Here is a 16498-nt window from a genome sequence, read left to right on the forward strand (position 1 = left end):
AGGGCTGACGCCACCGAGGCGGGTGCGGCTATTGCTGTCGCCGGATGTCGGGCGGGGTATCGGGTGGGCAGGTTGCCGGTGCCGCGGTGCCGCGGAACCTGCGCCAGATCTTCTTCAGCCGGTCGCGCAGCGCCGGGGGCAGGAAGTCGTAGTGGCGGTGGTTGGAATGCGGAAACGGCACCGCCGGGACCGGCTTGCCGAGGAAGCCGCAGATCTGCTCCCAGCCCGGCGCCCTGGTGACGTCGATGACCAGGAGATCGTCCGGGCGGTCGCGGAAATAGGCGCGCACCTCATCGTTGTGCCGGCGCATCCGTCCCTTGTAGAACTCCGCGCCCTCGGGATGCGCCGCCGCGGGGCCGTAGATGAGTTCAGCCATCGGCGTGCGGGTGAGCCCGTCGAAGTGGTTGCCGAAACTGTTGTACCACTTCTGCTCGTCGCGGATCGTCAGGATGAACTTCGAGCCCGGATGGAGCGCGTCCATCTCGCGGTAGACCAGCGGCCAGGGATTGTCCTGAAACGCATCGTAGCGTTCTGACAGCGCGACGGTGAGCGGCCCGAGGATCCGCGCGAGGTTCTTGCTGTCCACCCCGTTCGGTCCGGTGACCCGGTAGCCGAGTTCGGTCAGGACATGCATCATCGTCGTGGTGCCGGTCTTGTGAAAGCCGATGCAGAAGACCTTCCCGCTCATTTTTCCCCCCGCGCCCCTACCCTGCGCCGCTTGTCCTGGCCGCTATCCTGCTGGTGCGAGCGCCCCCGGCACTGGCCTGCGCCTCGTCATCTGCCCGCCCGCATCCACGTGGAAGCCGAAGATCCGGTCCGAGAGCCGGCGGACCTCGGCGTCCTCGAACAGCGGCCGCGAGGCGGCGTGGGTGAGCACGTGCTGCCAGCGGGAGTCGACCGCGAGGCTCCTGCCGTCCACCGGCGTGGCGAAGAGCCGGGCGACATAGCTGCCCGGCGCCTTCATGAAGCGCTCGCGGAAGATGCGCGAGCGGTAGTAGGCCTGCTTGCCCAGCATGGCGCGCCAGGTGGGCCGGCCGTAGCCGTCGAACGAACTGCCGCCGCCTTCGCTCCGCACCTCGCGCAGGGTGCGCTCGGAATAGGTGCCGCCGAGCCGGGCGCAGACCGCCTCGCGGTAAGCCCGGCTGCCGTGCCAGGCGTTGTAGAGCAGCACCGTCTCGGGCGCGCGCTCGGCGATCCGGGCGATGTCGAGCCAGTCGCGCCGGAAGTCCTCGAGCCGCGGCGAGGACGAGAGCTTGCCGCCTTCGCGCGCCTTCACCCGGCTCGCCCAGCAATTGTAGGGGTCGCGCAGGATGTAGAGCACGTGGCAGTCGTGGCCGGGGAAGTCCACCGGATCGAGCCGGCGGACGTTCGCGACCAGCGCCTCGCCCTGCAGCTTGCTCACCCCGACCGCGTCCTCGAAGGAGACGATGACGCAATCGCTTCGCCCGAGCGCCGCGCGGGTCGAGACCACGCTCTCGGCATCCTCGAAGAAGCCGTGCGGCTGTTCGTTCAGGTGGGTCGAGCGCGGAAAGAGCGACTCGAGCCAGTTGATGATGGCATGGTTGCCGGAGCGCTGCACTCCGACGATCTGAAGCAGGGTGGCCATCGTCAGGCTTTCAGTGTTCCGGTGAGGTGATCCCCGAGACGCAGCGCCATCTGCACGATGGTGTACGTCGGATTGGCGTAGCCGGTGGTGGCGAAGGCGCTCGAGCCGCCGATGTAGAGGTTCGAGACCCCGTGTACCTTGCAGTCTGCGTCCACCACCCCCTCGCGCGGGTTCGTACTCATGCGCGTCGCGCACATGTGGTGGTGGCCGCCCACCCGGCTGCCCTGGCCGAGGCCCGGCGCGCGCACCGGATCGGCGGTCAGCCAGTCGCTGATCTGCACCCGCCCGATGCCCTGCTCGGCGTAATGCGCTCCGAGTTCGGCGACGGCGGTCTCCATGGTGTGAAAGTCGATCTCGGTCAGGCGCCAGTCGAAGCGGATGCGCCGGAGGCCGAAGCGGTCCACCTCGTCGCTGAGCATGACCCGGCTCTCCGGGTGCAGCCCCTGCTCCGCGTGCACCGCCACCCTGCCCTGCACCGCGTGGCGCTGCCCGTCCTGGGCGAAGTACATCCTGAGGCCGCCGCGGGAGCAGTCGAGGTTCTTGCCCAGCACCTTCTCGAGCACATGCTCGGAAAAGCCGGTGACGCAGCCCGCGGTGCGCATCACCTCGGTCGAGAGGCGCAGCGGCTCCTCGATCATCGGCGTGACGAGGAGCGAGAAGCTCAGGGTGTCGTGCGTCTCGAGGAACTCGACGGTGGGCGCGTAGGCTTCTTCCGGGTCGGCGAGGATCTGCGCCTCGGGGATCGGCCGGTTGTAGTAGATCTGGCCCAGGAGGAAGTGCGGATGCTCGCAGAAATAGCGGCCGACCTGATCATTGTCGTTGCCGATGCCGTTCGGCTTCTGGCTCTGGCAGTTCAGCAGCGCCCGCGGGTTCTCGAGGCCGCCGAGGCAGAGCGCGAAGGCCCGGGCGTTGATCGTGAAGCCCGGATCGCCGTCGGCGAACGACTTGAAGGTCGCGCCCGTCACCGTGCCGAGCGCGTCGTCGAGGCGCATGTCGATGAGGTTCGCGTTCAGCGCGCAGACGATCCCCTCGCTCTCGGCGAGCTCCTCACGATACTTCTCGCCGAAGCGGGTGGGCGGGCTGTAGCGATACTGGATGCGGTGGAAGCGCGGGGTCTTCTGCGTGAGCGGCAGGTCCGGCATCTCGGCCGCCGAGACCATGTCGAGGATCTCGTCGGTCTCCTCGGCGTAGGGATCGAGCGCCGCCTTGTCGATCGGCCAGCCGCTCAGCGGATTCGCCGCGAGCGGCAGGAAGTTCATCGCATCGAGTTCCCGGCAGCGCCCGCCCCAGTGGTTCGACGCGCCGCCGAAGTAGCGCAGCCGCGCCTCCTCGAGCGGGAAGTATTCGAGCCCGACGTTCTCGCCCTTGTAGAGGTCCTGGGACTCCTCGGAGAACTCGAACCCGCCGCCCTCCATCAGCGCCACGGAAAGGCCGCGTGCCGCGAGGCGCCGCGCGAGCGTGATGCCCGCGGGGCCGGCGCCGATCACGCAGGCGTCGAAAGTGCGGTCAAACAGCCCGCGATCCGCATCAGTGGCGTCGACGATCATGCCAGCCCGAGCGTCTCGAGGTCATTCGCCGTCAGCACCCAGCCGTTGACGATGAAGAACTTGCCCCATGGCCGGATCTCCGGCAGCAGCCCGGGAAAGCCCCCGGCACCCGGAGCAAACGCGGCAGCCGGCCCGGCGAGCGCCGGTGCGACGGTGGCGGCGGCGAGGGAAGCAAGAATGGCGCGACGACTCGGCATGCGAAACCTCGGAACAGACTGGCCGGCAATATCTTTCTGCCGGGAGGGGGGATTGAAGTCAAGAAAACGTTATCTGCAGAGTAATCCCTGGAATTTACCAGGTATGTCTGGCCACCATCAGCGGATCACCCCGGATTCCTGCAAGTCTCTCCACGAAGAATATTCGCGCGATACCCCGGAACGAAAGCTGGCACCCGCCTGAATCATTCGCTCGATCAGCGTCGAATACAGGCGGTAGCTTCTGGAACCCTGATTGTAGCTGCCGCTCGTCAGGGCGTATTCGATCTTGCGTCCCAGATCGGCGGTGAACTTGAAGTGCAGGATCGCCACCGCATGGCTGGCGCTCACCGGCTTCGTGGTCACGTGACAGTTGAGGAACCGGTCGCCGCCCTGCCAGCGCAGGAACGGCGTCTTGTGGATCATGCTGGCACCCTGGTAGCGATAGCCCGAGATCCGCCGGCGGATCCGGCGGATGAGCGAGCCCTGCTCGAGCACGCCCCAGGTGGCGAAGAGCCGCGAGACGCTGCCCGGATAGACGGTGCGCGGGATCGCCGGGGACTGGACGAGCTGGCCCGGGTCGATGTGCGGCCGGGCGTCGAAGTACCAGGGCCCCGACCCCGATCCGGCGGGATCGAAGCCGCCCGGGCCGGTCCTGCCGGCGCCCGGGCCGGTGATGTCGCCGATCGCCGCAGGGTACATGTCGATCATCGCCCCCCAGACCGCGTCCGCCCCCTCCGCCTCGAGGCGGGCGGCGAAGGCGGGCAGCGAGAGCCCGTCCGGCAGCACGAGGAACTCGTCCGGGTCGACCATCGCCGCCCACTGGCCGGTGCAGAAGCCCTCGAGCATCTGGTCGCGCCAGAGCCGGACCGCGCGGGTCTCGAGCACCTGCGCCCGGGTCGCGGGGTCGTACTCGACGATCTCGGAGTAGCGGATCGGGCTCTCCACCACCATCACGTCGGACTGCTGGCCGAGATACTCCGCCGTCCCGTCGCCGGAGCGGTCGTCGAGGATGATGAAGCGATCCGCCCCGAGCCCGCGATAGTAGGCGAGAAACGCCGGCAGGAAGTACATCTCGTCATGCACGATGGCGCAGACCGTGGCCGCATGGCGGCCTTCCGCCAGGCCTGGGTTCGTGCGGATCGAGAGCGGCGGATGGGCCACGGCCGGAGCGACCGGCGCGGCGCCGGCCGCATGAGTCACGGGATGCGTCCCGGGCGCGGCTTCTGCCGCGCCGGGAATGTCCGCGCGATCCTCAGGCACCGGCCAGCGCCCGGAACTGCCGGTTGGTCTCGATGAGCTCGTCGTAGGTGCCGCCGGCGACCACCTGGCCCTGCTCGAGCATGTAGATCGTGTCGCAGTCGCGCACGGTGGTGAGCCGGTGCGCGATCATCACGATGGTCTTCGCCCGCCCGAGGTTGTGCACCGCGTCCATCACCGCCTTCTCGGTCAGGTTGTCGAGCGCGCTGGTCGCCTCGTCGAGGATGAGCACGTCCGGGTCGTGATAGAGCGCGCGGGCGATGCCGATCCGCTGGCGCTGGCCACCGGAGAGCCGCACGCCGCGCTCACCCACCTTGGTCTGATAGCCATCGGGCAGCTCGCGCAGGACGAAGTCGTGCAGCTCGGCGATCCGCGCCGCCCGCTCCACCGCCGCCATGTCGATGTCCTTGGCCTTCTGGCCGAAGGCGATGTTTGCCGCGATGGTGTCGTCGGTCAGGAAGATATGCTGCGGCACGTAGCCGATCGAGCGCTGCCAGCCGGGCAGCGTCGCGGGCGTGATCGCCACCCCGTCGATGACGAGCGCGCCGGCCTGCGGCTCGAGCAGCCCGAGCATGATGTCGACCGCGGTGGTCTTGCCCGCACCGGTGCCACCCACGAGGCCGACGCTGCTGTGTGCCTCGACCGTGATCGAGAAGCCCCGGAGCGCCGCGCGCTCGGCGTTCGGATAGGCGTAGACCACGTCGCGCAGCTCCAGCGTGCTGGTGAGCCGGACCGGCGCGGCCGAGCGGCCGGCGTCGAGCCGCTGCGGGTTCTTCGCGTTGGTGGTGAGAAAGTCGTCGTGCAGCTTGTCGAGGGTCGGCTGGGCGAAGCGCATCTGCCCGATCGAGCCGTAGACTTGCTGCAGCGCCGGGAACAGCCGGATCGCGGTGAAGGCGTAGACCGACAGGATCGGCACCACGCTCGCCAGATCCCCGTCGCCGGAGATGAGCAGGTAGAGCACGAAGACCAGCAGCCCGCCGAAGGCCACGCCCTCGATCACGTAGCGCGGCACCTCGCGCTGGATGAGGTTGACCGCGTCGCAATAGGCGACCCGCTCGGCCGGGTGGCGGAAGCGCGCGCTGAAATACGACTCGAGGTTCAGGAGCTTCACGTCCTTCATGCCGCCGAACGCCTCGCCCACCACCCGGTAGCGCAGTTCGTTCATCTGGTGCCGCTCGCGCCCCATGCGAACCGCCTTGCGCCGCACGCTCATGTAGAGCAGGCCGTAGATGCCGCCGATGAGCCCGGCCGCGACCATCGCCACGCCGGGACGGATCACGATGAGCAGCGTGATGAGCGAGACCGAGAGCACCACCGAGGTGATGAAGCGCATCGCCGGCAGGAGCGAGGTCGTGACCACCTTCTGCACCTCGCCGAGCACCGCCGAGCCGAGCCCGGCGCTGTTCCGCGTCAGGAACCAGGCGTAGGGCTGGGCGAGATAGGCGTTCAGCATCCGGAGGCTGATCGTGTAGGCCCGCATCATGGTGAAGCGGTAGGTGGCGTAGGAGGCCACCGCCTTGAACACCATGCCGAAGATGATGAAGAAGAACACCGCCGCCGCGAGGCCGATCATGAAGCCCTGGTGCGACTGGAAGCCGAAGGTCTGGTAGAACCAGGAGAGGGTCGTATTGGTGTCGATCACGTCGGGCCGGCGCAGCACGAACATGAGCGGCAGGATCAGGGCGATCGACATCATCTGGAGCACGCCCATGATGACGATCATGACGATCAGCCAGTAGAACTGCCGCCGCTCCCGCGCCGTCAGGAGATCGAGAAGCTTGCGGTACGTCGCGATCACACAGGTACTCCTTCGCTCATTCCGCCAGCCATTCCGTTTCGGCCGCGTCCCGTTCCCCGGATCGCCGCCGGCTCCTGCATCCGCGCCCGCGCCCCGGCTGGCCGGGCTACCCCCGTGGCAGGCTTGCCCCGGACGCCACCGCGCCCCTGTGCTGCCCGCCGGGCCCGCGTCTCCTCGTCCTGGGTCTCCTCGCCGGGCTCCTTCGACATGTAGAACCACGCGCCGGCGCCCAGATAGATCCAGACGAAGATGCAGGTGGCGTTCCAGATGTAGACGGTGCCGAGGGTGATCGTGAGGCCCGCGAGCGCGATCAGGTAGCCGCGCCGGCAGTCCTGCTCCTCGGGGGTGAGCGTGCGCTGGGTCGCGATGCGCAGGGCCCCGCCGACCCAGGCGAGGGCCAGGAACCCGAAGGTCGGCAGGCCGTAGCGCATGGCCTCGAGCAGCCAGAAATTGTCGAAGCTCGACTTGCCGGCCCGATACCAGGGCCGCGTCCAGTCGTTGAGGCCGATGCCGAACACCGGGTGCTTCATCACCTCCATCATGCCGTAGTCGAAGACCACGAGTCGGCCGTCCGCGGACGTCTTGCTGAAGGTGAAGTTGTCGAGCACGAAGTCGAGCACCTGGAACTCCGCGAGGATCCGCAGGAGCATGAGCGCCATGAGCGCGAGGAACCCCAGCACGATCCAGCGGAAGCGCATGAAGAACAGCAGCCGGTCCCAGACGATGAAGCAGGCCTGCGCGAAGACCGAGAGCAGCGGCCCCGAGGAGAGCGAGGTGCCCACCATGAAGGTGAAGAAGCCGCTCATGCCGAGGGCCTTCACCAGGTTCTGCCGCCAGATGTAGAAGCCGTTCGCCACGCCGATGGTGGCGACGAGTCCCCAGAGGATCGGGTGCTCGAGCGTGCCCTGCGCCCGCACGAGGCCGAGGCGCATGCCGAGGTTGTGCTGGCGCGCCGGGATGGTGAAGAAGACGTCGAAGATCCGCCGCACCAGGTTGAAGCCCGTCACCATCTCGAGGAGGGCAAAGGGCAGCAGCACCGCGAAGGCTATGGCGAGGATCTTGAAGAAGCGCTTGTATTCGCTGGCGTTGGTGATCAGGATCCGCCCGATCAGGTAGGCGCCGAAGAACTCCACGAAGGAAATCACCGCCCGTGGCCCCACGCCGAGCCCGTGGTTCTTCACGAGCGCGAGCACCGTCCATGTGGCGCTCGCAAGGACGAGGAAATCGACGACGCAGGGGCGCATGGTGAGCCAGCGCCAGAGCAGCCAGGGGAAGATGCCGAGCAGCAGCACCCGGTAGGGGGACAGCACGCTGCCCGCGACCATGAAGATTCCGGGGATGAACAGGACGACGACGATCGCCACGAGAAGGCGGCCACGGAACAGCGTGTCCCGCTCATCGGCCGTCAGGGTGGCGACCGGAGCTCGGGGTGGCACGACGTACCGGGCATTGCCCGGATGGGTCTGCTCAACCATTAAAGGCTCCAGCCTCGCATCGACATCACCAGACACCGGGTACACAAACGACAAAAACCGGGCGCGCACGGTCCCGGAATCACCCCCCCGGACCCGGGCCGGCTTCCCGCCGTAACGCCCCTCACTTCCGGTGGCTCATACCGTCATTTGCCGGAACGATCAATTGACAGATCTGCGCACCCCCCGGCCCGGGCCGGTTGCGCCAGAGCTTGCCGATGCAGAACAGCCGGCGGACACTGGGCCGAGACCGGTGAAAATGCCGCAGGGAACAGGGAAAAGGGGGCGGATCCTCCCGGATCCGCCCCCTTTCCCCTTCCGGACCGAGGCGCGCCCGCGTCATCCCCGAAGGGGGCGGGCGGCCGGCCATCCTGTCACAGGTGCGTCAGCGGGCGTTGAAGGCCCGCGTGCGGTCATAGACCGAGGTCCCGGGCGCGAGGCCCGCCCGGATCCCGGCGGGCGGCGGCAGCACGTGGGTGCCGTGCGACGAGCCGAAGAACACGTCCGAGGTGAGCGGGTGGATGAAGATCTCCCCGTCGAGGCTCGGCACGTTGCGCGAGATGTCGGTCCAGCTGGCGCCGCGGTCGGTGGAGCGGAAGACGTTCGGCGTGCCCCACATGAAGAGCGAGACATAGAGCAGGTCCTCGTTGCGCGGATCGACCGCGATCGAGTTCACCGCGTACTTCGGATGCCCCGGCGCGACGAAGTCCCGCGCGTCGAAGATCATCGTCTCGGTCGGGTTCGTCACCCCCTCGATGCGCACCACCTTCGCCCCGGCGCTCACCGCATAGACCCGGGCCGGATGGTGCGGGCAGACGGTGATGGCCGGGGTCTGGTCCACCGGGCGGAAGCTCGCCGAGGCGGTCGCCCAGCCGGTCCAGCCGGTGCCCCGGTTGACCGAGCGGCGGATCACCTTGTCGGTCTTGTCCTTCGAGGTGCCGAAGATCGCCGTGGTGCCGCCCGCCCCCGTCGCGCCGAGAAAGCCGTAGGCGAACCGGGTGAAGCCGATCCCGGCGAGCTCGGGCGCGTCGAGATTGTCCGCCCGGAAGTTGCCGAGGAAGGCGGTGTTCGGGTCGTGGGGATCGAGCTGCGCCACGCTCGAGAGGGTGCTGACCGCGTCCGTCACCACCAGGATCTCGCCCATGGGGTCATTGCCCCTCGGCTGCATCAGGCAGGGAACCCGCTTGCCGCTGACGTTGCCCTGCAGGGTGAGGATCCGCCCGCTCGGGTGGAGGACGGTGCCCCCGCCCGAGATGTGCTGACCGTTGTCGATCGCCGCGGCGATCTGCCCGCCCGGCATGCTGACCGGATCCTGCGGGCCGCCGATCAGGTCGTTCAGCCAGTAGTCGCCCGCGGTCGCGGTGTAGACCAGGCTGCGGTCCTGCTGCGCCTGAGCAAAGACGCGCCAGTCCGACGGATGGAAGCCGATGTCGCGGGTGTGGCTGCCATCGAAGAACTTGCCGGTCCAGTCAAAGGTGGCGCCGCCGTCCCGCGAGATGCCGAGATGCTGGCCGCGCTGTGCGAAGAACACCTGCGGGTCGTCCGGCTTGCCCACCAGACCGTAGTGGTCGCCGCTGCCCATCTTGTGGCTGAAGTTGTCCTCCTGGCCGAGGGCCGGGTTGGTGACGGTCTCCCTCCAGGTCCTGCCGCCGTCGCGGGTGTAGCGCGGCGGGCTGCCGTTGCCGCTCACGACGATGCAGTTGCGATCCGCCGGCGAGATCGCGAAGGTCATCGCCCGGTAGACGCCGAGCCCGGCGTTGCGGGTGAAGCGCACCCCGTCGGTGGCGGTGTAGAGCCCGCTGTCCTCGACCGCGGCCCAGACCACGCCATTGCCGGCGGCGGCGTCGATCATGTGCACCGTCTTGCCCGCGGGCAGCGACGAGAGCTTCGTCCAGGTGGTGCCGACCGCGGCGCCCGCGGCCGAGCGCCAGGCGCCGGTCTCGGTCCAGAGGTAGAGATCGCCGTTCGGCGCCGCCGCGATGCCGTAGGCGCCGTTCTTGCCCTTGGCATAGGTCGCGGCATCGAGCTCGCCGCCGAGCTTCGCCCAGGTCGCGCCACCGTTCTGCGAGCGCCAGAGCTGCAGCATCCCGATCGTGGGCTCCTTCGAGTCCGCCCGGGCGTTGTGCAGCGCATAGAGCGTGCGGGTCGCGGGCGTGCCGCCCGGCACGTGGGTGACGAGGCGCATGTTGTGGCGCGAGCTCGTCGTCCCCTGCAAGAGCGGCATCGACAGCACGTGGGTGCAGCTGACGCCGCCGTCGGTGGAGAGATAGACCCCGGAAAACGCATCGAAGGCCGGGTCGATCGCCTGGCTGGCGGCGGAATACATGAGGATCTGCCGGTTCGCGTCCTCCGGGTCGATCCAGGCCGAGACCCCGGAGCGCCCGACCCAGAGCCCGTTCCAGTTCGGCGTGTAGAGGCTCGCCCCGAAATCATCCGACGCCCAGGGGAAGTTCTGGTCCATCGGGCAGAGGATGAGGTTCGGGTTCGCCGGGGTCGTGGCGAAGTCCCGCAGGAACTGCATGCCCGGGCCGCCGACCTGACCGGCCTCGAACTGCGCCTTGTTGCGGGCGACGAGCGGCACCCAGAGCGGATCCCCCGTCGCCGACGCCTCCGGCACCTCGACCGCCGCCGAGGGCGCCGACCAGGCGCCATCCGCCACACGCTGCCAGCGGAAGCGCAGCGCCTTGCGCCGGTTGGTCTCGTCCAGCCGCCAGACGCTGTAATCGACCCGCGGCTGCGCCCCCGGCGCGTTCCGGCCCGCGTCGCGCATGAAGAGCGCGTGGGTGTCGGTCGTGCCGATGCGGGCCACCACTTCGTACTGGCTGTCCGCCACCGTCTCGCCGGTCGCGGTCGTCCACTCGATCGCGGCCACCGCCTCCGCGGCGAGGCCGGGGAAGCGCACCACCGGCGAGAACCACACGCTCTGGTCCGTGGGGCGGAACTCCGAGCGCAGCACCTCCATGTCCTCGATCTCGAGCGGGAAGGGCGCGTCGTCCTCGGCCTCCACCGTCACCGGGAAGCGCGAGGTGGCAGCCCCGCCGGAGTTCGTCGCGGTCACCGCCACGGTGAGCGCGAGCGCCGCGGTGGTGGGGATCGTCGCCACCCCGCTGCCCGCGTCGATCGTGACGCCCGCCGTCGACGCGGCCGGGTCCACCGCGAAGGCCAGCGCCTCGCCGGTGAAGTCGCCCGCCGTCGGCACCGGCTGCGGCCCGGTGCCCGCGTCGAAGATCTCCTCCGCCAGCAGACCCTTCGCGGTCGGCGCCACGTAGGTCGGCACCACCGTCGCAGTCGTGGCGACGACCGAGCCCACCACGTTCCGCGCCGTCACCCGGCAGCAGATCGACCGCTGGTCGTCCTGCGGGGTGAGGGTGTAGCTCGCGCCGGTCGCGCCGGGGATCGCCACGCCGTCGCGCAGCCACTGCCGCGGCGCAGTCGGCGCCGGATAGCCGCCCCAGGAGCCGGTACCCGCGGTCATGGCCGAGCCGATCTTCGCCGACCCGGCGAGAAGCGGCAGCGTGAGCAGGAACGGCAGCACGTTCGCCGGCTGCGCGGTCACCGTCGCCCGGAAGCTCGTGACGGCGCTGCCCCCCGAGTTCGTCGCCGTCACGCGCACCGTGGCGCCCGCGAGGGCCGCGGTGGTCGCCACGCTGACCCGGCCGGTCGCCGCCTGCACCGTCACGCCGGCGGCCTGCGCCGCGCTGACCCCGGTGACCGCGATCGCGAAGCCGAGCCCCTCGCCCGAGAAGGCGCGGGATGCGTCAAGGACGAGGGCAGGCGCCCCCCGGTAGGTGGTGACATCGCCGAGGGCCGTCACCGCCACCGGCGGGGTGCGGCTGATGGCGAGGCCCGGGGTCACCGCCACGGCACTGCCGCCCGGGTTCGTCGCCGTCACCCGGACGGTGAGCTCCTTGCGGTCGTCGGCCGCAACCGGCGTGTAGCTCGTCCCCGTGGCGCCAGCGATCGCCACGCCGCCCCGGAGCCACTGGTAGGTAAAGCCCGGTGCCCCGCTCCAGACGCCGGGCGAGACGCCGACCGGCGCACCGATCCGGCCGGTGCCCGAGAGCGCCGGCGCGGTCTGGACGACAGGCAGGCTGGGGCGAACCGTCAGGAAAAAGTCGCCCGTGGCACTGCCGCCGGAGTTCGTCGCCGTCACCGTGATCCGCTCCCGGGTGAGCAGGGTTGCGGTGGAGATGGTCACCACGCCGGTCGCGCTGTCAATCCGCACACCGGCGCCGCTCACGCTGAACGTGAGCCCCGCGCCGTCGAAGGCCGCGGCCGCCGGGACGCTGGCCGCCGCGCCGCCGAGATCGGTCGCCACGTCGGCGAGCCCGCGCGCCGCCACCGGCGCCACCCGGGTGACGCTGAGGGCGGGGGTCTCGGCCACCACCGTGCCGAGGGCGTTCGCGGCACTCACCCGCACCGAGAGGAGCCGCCGGTCGTCGGCCGCCACCGGCTGGTAGGAGAGCCCGGTCGCACCGGCGATCGCCACCCCGTCCCGGAGCCACGCGAGGCCGAGCACCGGCGCGCCGCGCCAGCTGCCGGGCAGGAGCGACAGCGCGACGCCGACCTTTGGCGCACCCTGAAGGGCCGGCGCGAGCAGCACCGACGGCGGCGCCACCGCGTCTGCATCGGCGCGGAAGCGGCTCACCTGCTGGCCGGCGGCGTCGCGGCCGCTCACCACCACGCCGAACCCGGCCCTGAGCTCGTCGATGGAAACGATGTCGTCGCCAGTCCCCACAGGGACGGAAGCAGAGGTCCCCGCAGGGACGGAAACAGAGGTCGTCCCTACAGGGACGGTGGCAGAGGTATCCGGGGATTGATCCACTGGCATTACTCCGGGGAGACAAAAGGAACGATCAGGCGGGCGGGAAGTTCCGCCCCGAATTTACCGGGTTATACGCACATCTTTCGTCGCTTTGCCAAACCAACCCGAACACAGTTCGTGGAATTAAGGGAACATTCACCAAAGTTTATGCTTGTTTTACAATTGGGTATTCCCAAGGAATAATCAACGACTTGACTCCCGGCGCCCCCGTGCTCAGGAAGCGCCTGCCGTCCGGGTTCCGCCATCCCGGATCGCCGTGACAGCGGGCGGAACGGATTTTCCGAGGGTGAAAGACCTGCCCCTCCGCAGCCTTCTCGTGATCGGCCTTCCCCTGGCCTGCCTCCTCCTCGCCACGCCGGAGGCGGCGTATACCCAAGCCCCCGCTCAGACCACACCGGAAGCCGCCGCGACCGACCCGCTGCTCCTTCCCCTGCCCCGCCCCGCCCCCGCGCTGGAAACGGCACCGGAGACTGCCCCGGAGACTGCCCCGGAAACTGCCGCCGCCGCACCCGGCACGCCCGATCCGGCTCCGACTGCCATCGGGCCGCCCGCAGCTCCGCCCCCCGATCCGCCCCCCGATCCGGCAGCCGTCGCATTCTTCACCCGGCCCGCCGTTGCGGCCGAGGTGGATCTCGCCCTCGGTGAGGCCGAGGCGGGCGATCTCACTGGTGCCGCCCGCCGGCTCGACGCCCGGATCGCGGCGAGCCCCGCCCTGCCGGAACCCCGCGCCGCCCGGGCCGCGCTCGCCATGCTGGCGGGCGTCCCCACCAGCGCGCTCGACGACCTCGAGGCCGCGGCGGACGCCGGGCTCACCGGCCTTGCCCAGCTCCTCGCCGGCCCGATCTTCGCACCGCTCGGCGATGACCCCGCCCTCGCGCCCCGCCTCGCGGCGCTGCTGGCGCGGCCGGACCCCGCGCCGGTGGCCCCGGTGCCGGCGGCGGTCACGGATCAGAGCGCGCCCATCACCGAGGCCAGCACCGCCTGGACCCCCGAGACCGGCCGGCTCACGCCGCGCTTCGCCTTCGCCGCGAAGCCACCCGGCCCGGTCCTGCCGGCGAAGCCCAAGGTCGCCGCCCTCGACATCCTGCGCGAGCACTGGAAACGCGGCCGCGCCGCCGGCAACTGGGGCGATCTCTACGACAACCGCGATCGCGGCAACTCGCGCCTCGATCTCACCCGCTACCCGCAGGTCGCGGCCACGGTCTACGACCCGGCCGCCCGGGCGGCGGATGCCGACTACGGCCTGCAGGACCGCTTCCTCTTCGACCGGCCGACCTTCGGCAACTCCTCGACCGCGGTCACCGACGGCGCGCTCTGGCGCAGCCTGCCGCGCCTCGCCATGACCGAGCCCGACGGCGCCGGCCCCCTGCGCCTCTGGCAGAACGCCAGCACGAACGCGCTCTACGTCTATCCCGCGCACAAGGACTTCGACGCGGCGAAGACGGACGAGGTGGGCGACCTCTTCCCGGCGAACACCCCCTACCTGCTGGTCAGCCACGGCTCCTCGGGGTCGGACCAGCCATTCCTCGACGCGGTCGCACTCATCCTCGCGAGCTTCCGCCCCGACACCAAGGCAAAGCTCACCGCGGAAAACCTGATCGTGCCCACGGTGCAGATGGTCTTCCACCGCAGCCTCCGGCCGGTCACCTCGCGCCCGCTCTACATGAGCGCCACCGCCTGGCCGGCCGCGATCGCGCCCTGGGACATCAACACCGCCCGCATGGTGAGCCTCGCGAACGCCATCAAGGCCGACGCCATCCCGCCGCAGGTGCGCCTCAGCGTCGAGAGCGAAGACCTCGCCACCCCGGGCATCGACTTCTTCGGCGCCGGTCTCTCGGAACAGCTCTTCGACACGCCGGGCGCGATCGCGCGGGTCTGGCGCTCCAAGGCCGCCCGGCGCAGCATGGTGGTCTCGGCGGCGGAGACCCGCGATCCGAACGGCCGCAAGCTCGTCCTCGAGTGGCGCCTGCTGCAGGGCGATCCGCGCCACGTCACGATCGAGCCGCTCGACGGCGGCACCCGCGCCCGCATCACCCTCGACTGGACGCCGCCGTTCCCGATCTCGAAGGAGAACCCGATCCGTTCCGCCCGCGTCGATGTGGGCGTCTTCGCCTCGAACGGCGCCCACGACAGCGCGCCGGCGATCCTCAGCTGGTACATGCCGCCCTCGGAGGTCCGCGAGATCGAGACCGGGCCGGACGGCGCGCCGCGCACCGCAGCGATCGCCCACGCCGCACCCGGGGTCTACGCCGACCCGATGCTGGTGCCGCACGCCGACTGGACCGACCACTTCACCTACGGCGAGGACGGCGTGCTCACCGGCTGGGTCCGGAGCCGCGGCGACGGCACCCCGGACGAGATCTTCGCCCCCGACGGCAGCCGCCTGCCGGAGACCGGCGGCCCGGCCGAGACCGTCGCCTATCCGCTGGAACGCGACCCGGACGGCCGCCTCGTGGTGCGGGAGACCGGCCGGCCAGAATGAGGCGTGCCAGAACGAGGCGTGCCGGAGTGAGGCGCGGGCAGCGTGAAACACCTGCCCGGGCGCATGTCTGCACTCCGTGTTGGCCAGTGGATCCGGCCAGTGGATCCGGCCAGTGGATCCGGCCAGTGGATCCCGGATGCATCGGCATCGACCAACACGGAGTGCCGACATTTCCGCGAGGCCCGCGCGCCTTGCATTGGAAACCCCTGCCGCCTCGCCTATAGCTCGGGTCCGACCAGAGAAGCACCACATGCGTCCAGCCGACTCCCCGCCCCTGTCACCGTCCTCGCCCCCCGTCACGGTGGTGATCCCGGCCTATGAGCGGGCGGCGACCATCGTCGCGGCGATCGACAGCGTGCTGCGGCAGACCCGGACCGATTTCGAACTCCTCGTCATCGACGACGGCTCCTCGGACGGCACCGCCGAGGCGGCGGAAACCGTCGCCGACCCCCGGCTCCGGGTGGTGCGGCTGCCGAAGAACCGCGGGGCGGCGGGGGCGCGCAACGCCGGTGCCGCCGAGGCGCGGGGCCGCTGGATCGCCTTCCAGGACAGCGACGACGAATGGCTGCCGGAAAAGCTCGCGCTGCAGCTCGCCCGCCTCGAGGCGCACCCGGACGCGATCGCCGCCTACTGCGGCCTGCTGACCGTGGGGGAGCTTGACGCGGACGCCCACGGCCGCACCCGGCTCGCCTACGTTCCCGGCCCGGAGATCGAGCTCGTCGAGGGGCGGATCCAGCCGACGCTGCTCATGCAGAACGTCATGAGCACCCAGACCGTGGTGGTGCGCCGCGACGTCTTCCTCGCGCTCGGCGGCTTCGACGAGAGCCTGCCCGCCATGGAGGACTGGGAATTCGCGATCCGCCTCGCGGGCGCCGGCGAGATCGCCTTCGTCGACGCGCCGCTGGTGCATCAGCGCTTCTCGCCGAACTCGCTCACCCGCAATCTCGAGAAGCAGCTCCGCTCGCACGCGATGATCCTCGAAAAGTCGCGGCCGCTCTATGCCGGGCGCCCCGACCTCCTCGCCCGGCAATACTACATCCTCGCCGGCGACAGCCGGCGCAGCGGCGACCTCGATGCGGCGCGGTGCTACCTCGCCCTCGCCCGGGCCGCCCGGCCGGGACAATCCCGGCCAATCGCCATGTCGCTCTACGTGGCGGGCCTGCGCCTCGCCCGCGCCCTCCGGCGCCAGCCCCCCGACGCCTCCTGAGGGCGAACTGCCCCCGTGGCAGACTGCTTCCCATCCTGGCATGACCACATTGGGAAATATTTCCATTTATATTTGGAAGTATCTCATATCGTTATCGGATATGCCAC

At 70.0% G+C, this 16498-nt stretch carries 10 protein-coding genes; 2 read left to right on the forward strand and 8 right to left on the reverse strand.

Translation table 11 applies throughout. The annotated features are described in order from the left end of the window. Positions 1-28 precede the first annotated feature (28 nt). The 8 genes from HNP73_RS21430 to HNP73_RS21465 form a co-directional block, all read right to left on the reverse strand. Positions 29-688, reverse strand: a complete 660-nt coding sequence (locus HNP73_RS21430) for a sulfotransferase family protein (RefSeq protein WP_184154999.1) — start codon at positions 686-688, stop codon at positions 29-31. A 42-nt stretch (positions 689-730) separates the two neighbouring features. Next, positions 731-1606, reverse strand: coding sequence for a hypothetical protein (locus tag HNP73_RS21435; protein WP_184155001.1), 876 nt, complete (start codon positions 1604-1606; stop codon positions 731-733). 2 nt (positions 1607-1608) lie between these two features. Continuing rightward, the gene (locus HNP73_RS21440; protein WP_184155004.1) at positions 1609-3153 is read right to left on the reverse strand and encodes a GMC oxidoreductase; all 1545 of its coding nucleotides are present in this window, start codon (positions 3151-3153) and stop codon (positions 1609-1611) included. Beyond that, a complete protein-coding gene (locus HNP73_RS21445) occupies positions 3150-3350 on the reverse strand; it encodes a hypothetical protein (protein ID WP_184155007.1) in 201 nt (66 codons plus the stop codon). The genes HNP73_RS21440 and HNP73_RS21445 overlap by 4 nt, the downstream gene beginning before the upstream one ends. A gap of 117 nt (positions 3351-3467) precedes the next feature. Beyond that, positions 3468-4550: a glycosyltransferase family 2 protein gene (locus HNP73_RS21450; protein ID WP_184155010.1), complete on the reverse strand. Its 1083-nt coding sequence runs from the start codon at positions 4548-4550 to the stop codon at positions 3468-3470. A gap of 52 nt (positions 4551-4602) precedes the next feature. Continuing rightward, the gene (locus HNP73_RS21455) at positions 4603-6405 is read right to left on the reverse strand and encodes an ATP-binding cassette domain-containing protein (protein WP_221288990.1); all 1803 of its coding nucleotides are present in this window, start codon (positions 6403-6405) and stop codon (positions 4603-4605) included. Next, entirely contained in the window at positions 6402-7880 is a 1479-nt protein-coding gene (locus tag HNP73_RS21460) for a hypothetical protein (RefSeq protein ID WP_184155013.1), read from the reverse strand. The genes HNP73_RS21455 and HNP73_RS21460 overlap by 4 nt, the downstream gene beginning before the upstream one ends. 382 nt (positions 7881-8262) lie before the next feature. Further along, positions 8263-12702 carry a glycoside hydrolase gene (locus tag HNP73_RS21465; RefSeq protein ID WP_184155016.1) on the reverse strand — a complete coding sequence of 1480 codons (4440 nt, stop codon included), beginning with the start codon at positions 12700-12702 and terminating at the stop codon, positions 8263-8265. A gap of 286 nt (positions 12703-12988) precedes the next feature. Here HNP73_RS21465 and HNP73_RS21470 point away from each other — a divergent pair, with 286 nt between their 5' ends. Further along, positions 12989-15184, forward strand: coding sequence for a hypothetical protein (locus tag HNP73_RS21470; RefSeq protein ID WP_184155019.1), 2196 nt, complete (start codon positions 12989-12991; stop codon positions 15182-15184). Positions 15185-15434: 250 nt separating this feature from the next. Next, positions 15435-16391, forward strand: a complete 957-nt coding sequence (locus HNP73_RS21475; protein WP_184155022.1) for a glycosyltransferase family 2 protein — start codon at positions 15435-15437, stop codon at positions 16389-16391. Positions 16392-16498: the final 107 nt, after the last annotated feature.

It is taken from the genome of Amaricoccus macauensis (assembly GCF_014201905.1).
Lineage (GTDB): Bacteria > Pseudomonadota > Alphaproteobacteria > Rhodobacterales > Rhodobacteraceae > Amaricoccus > Amaricoccus macauensis.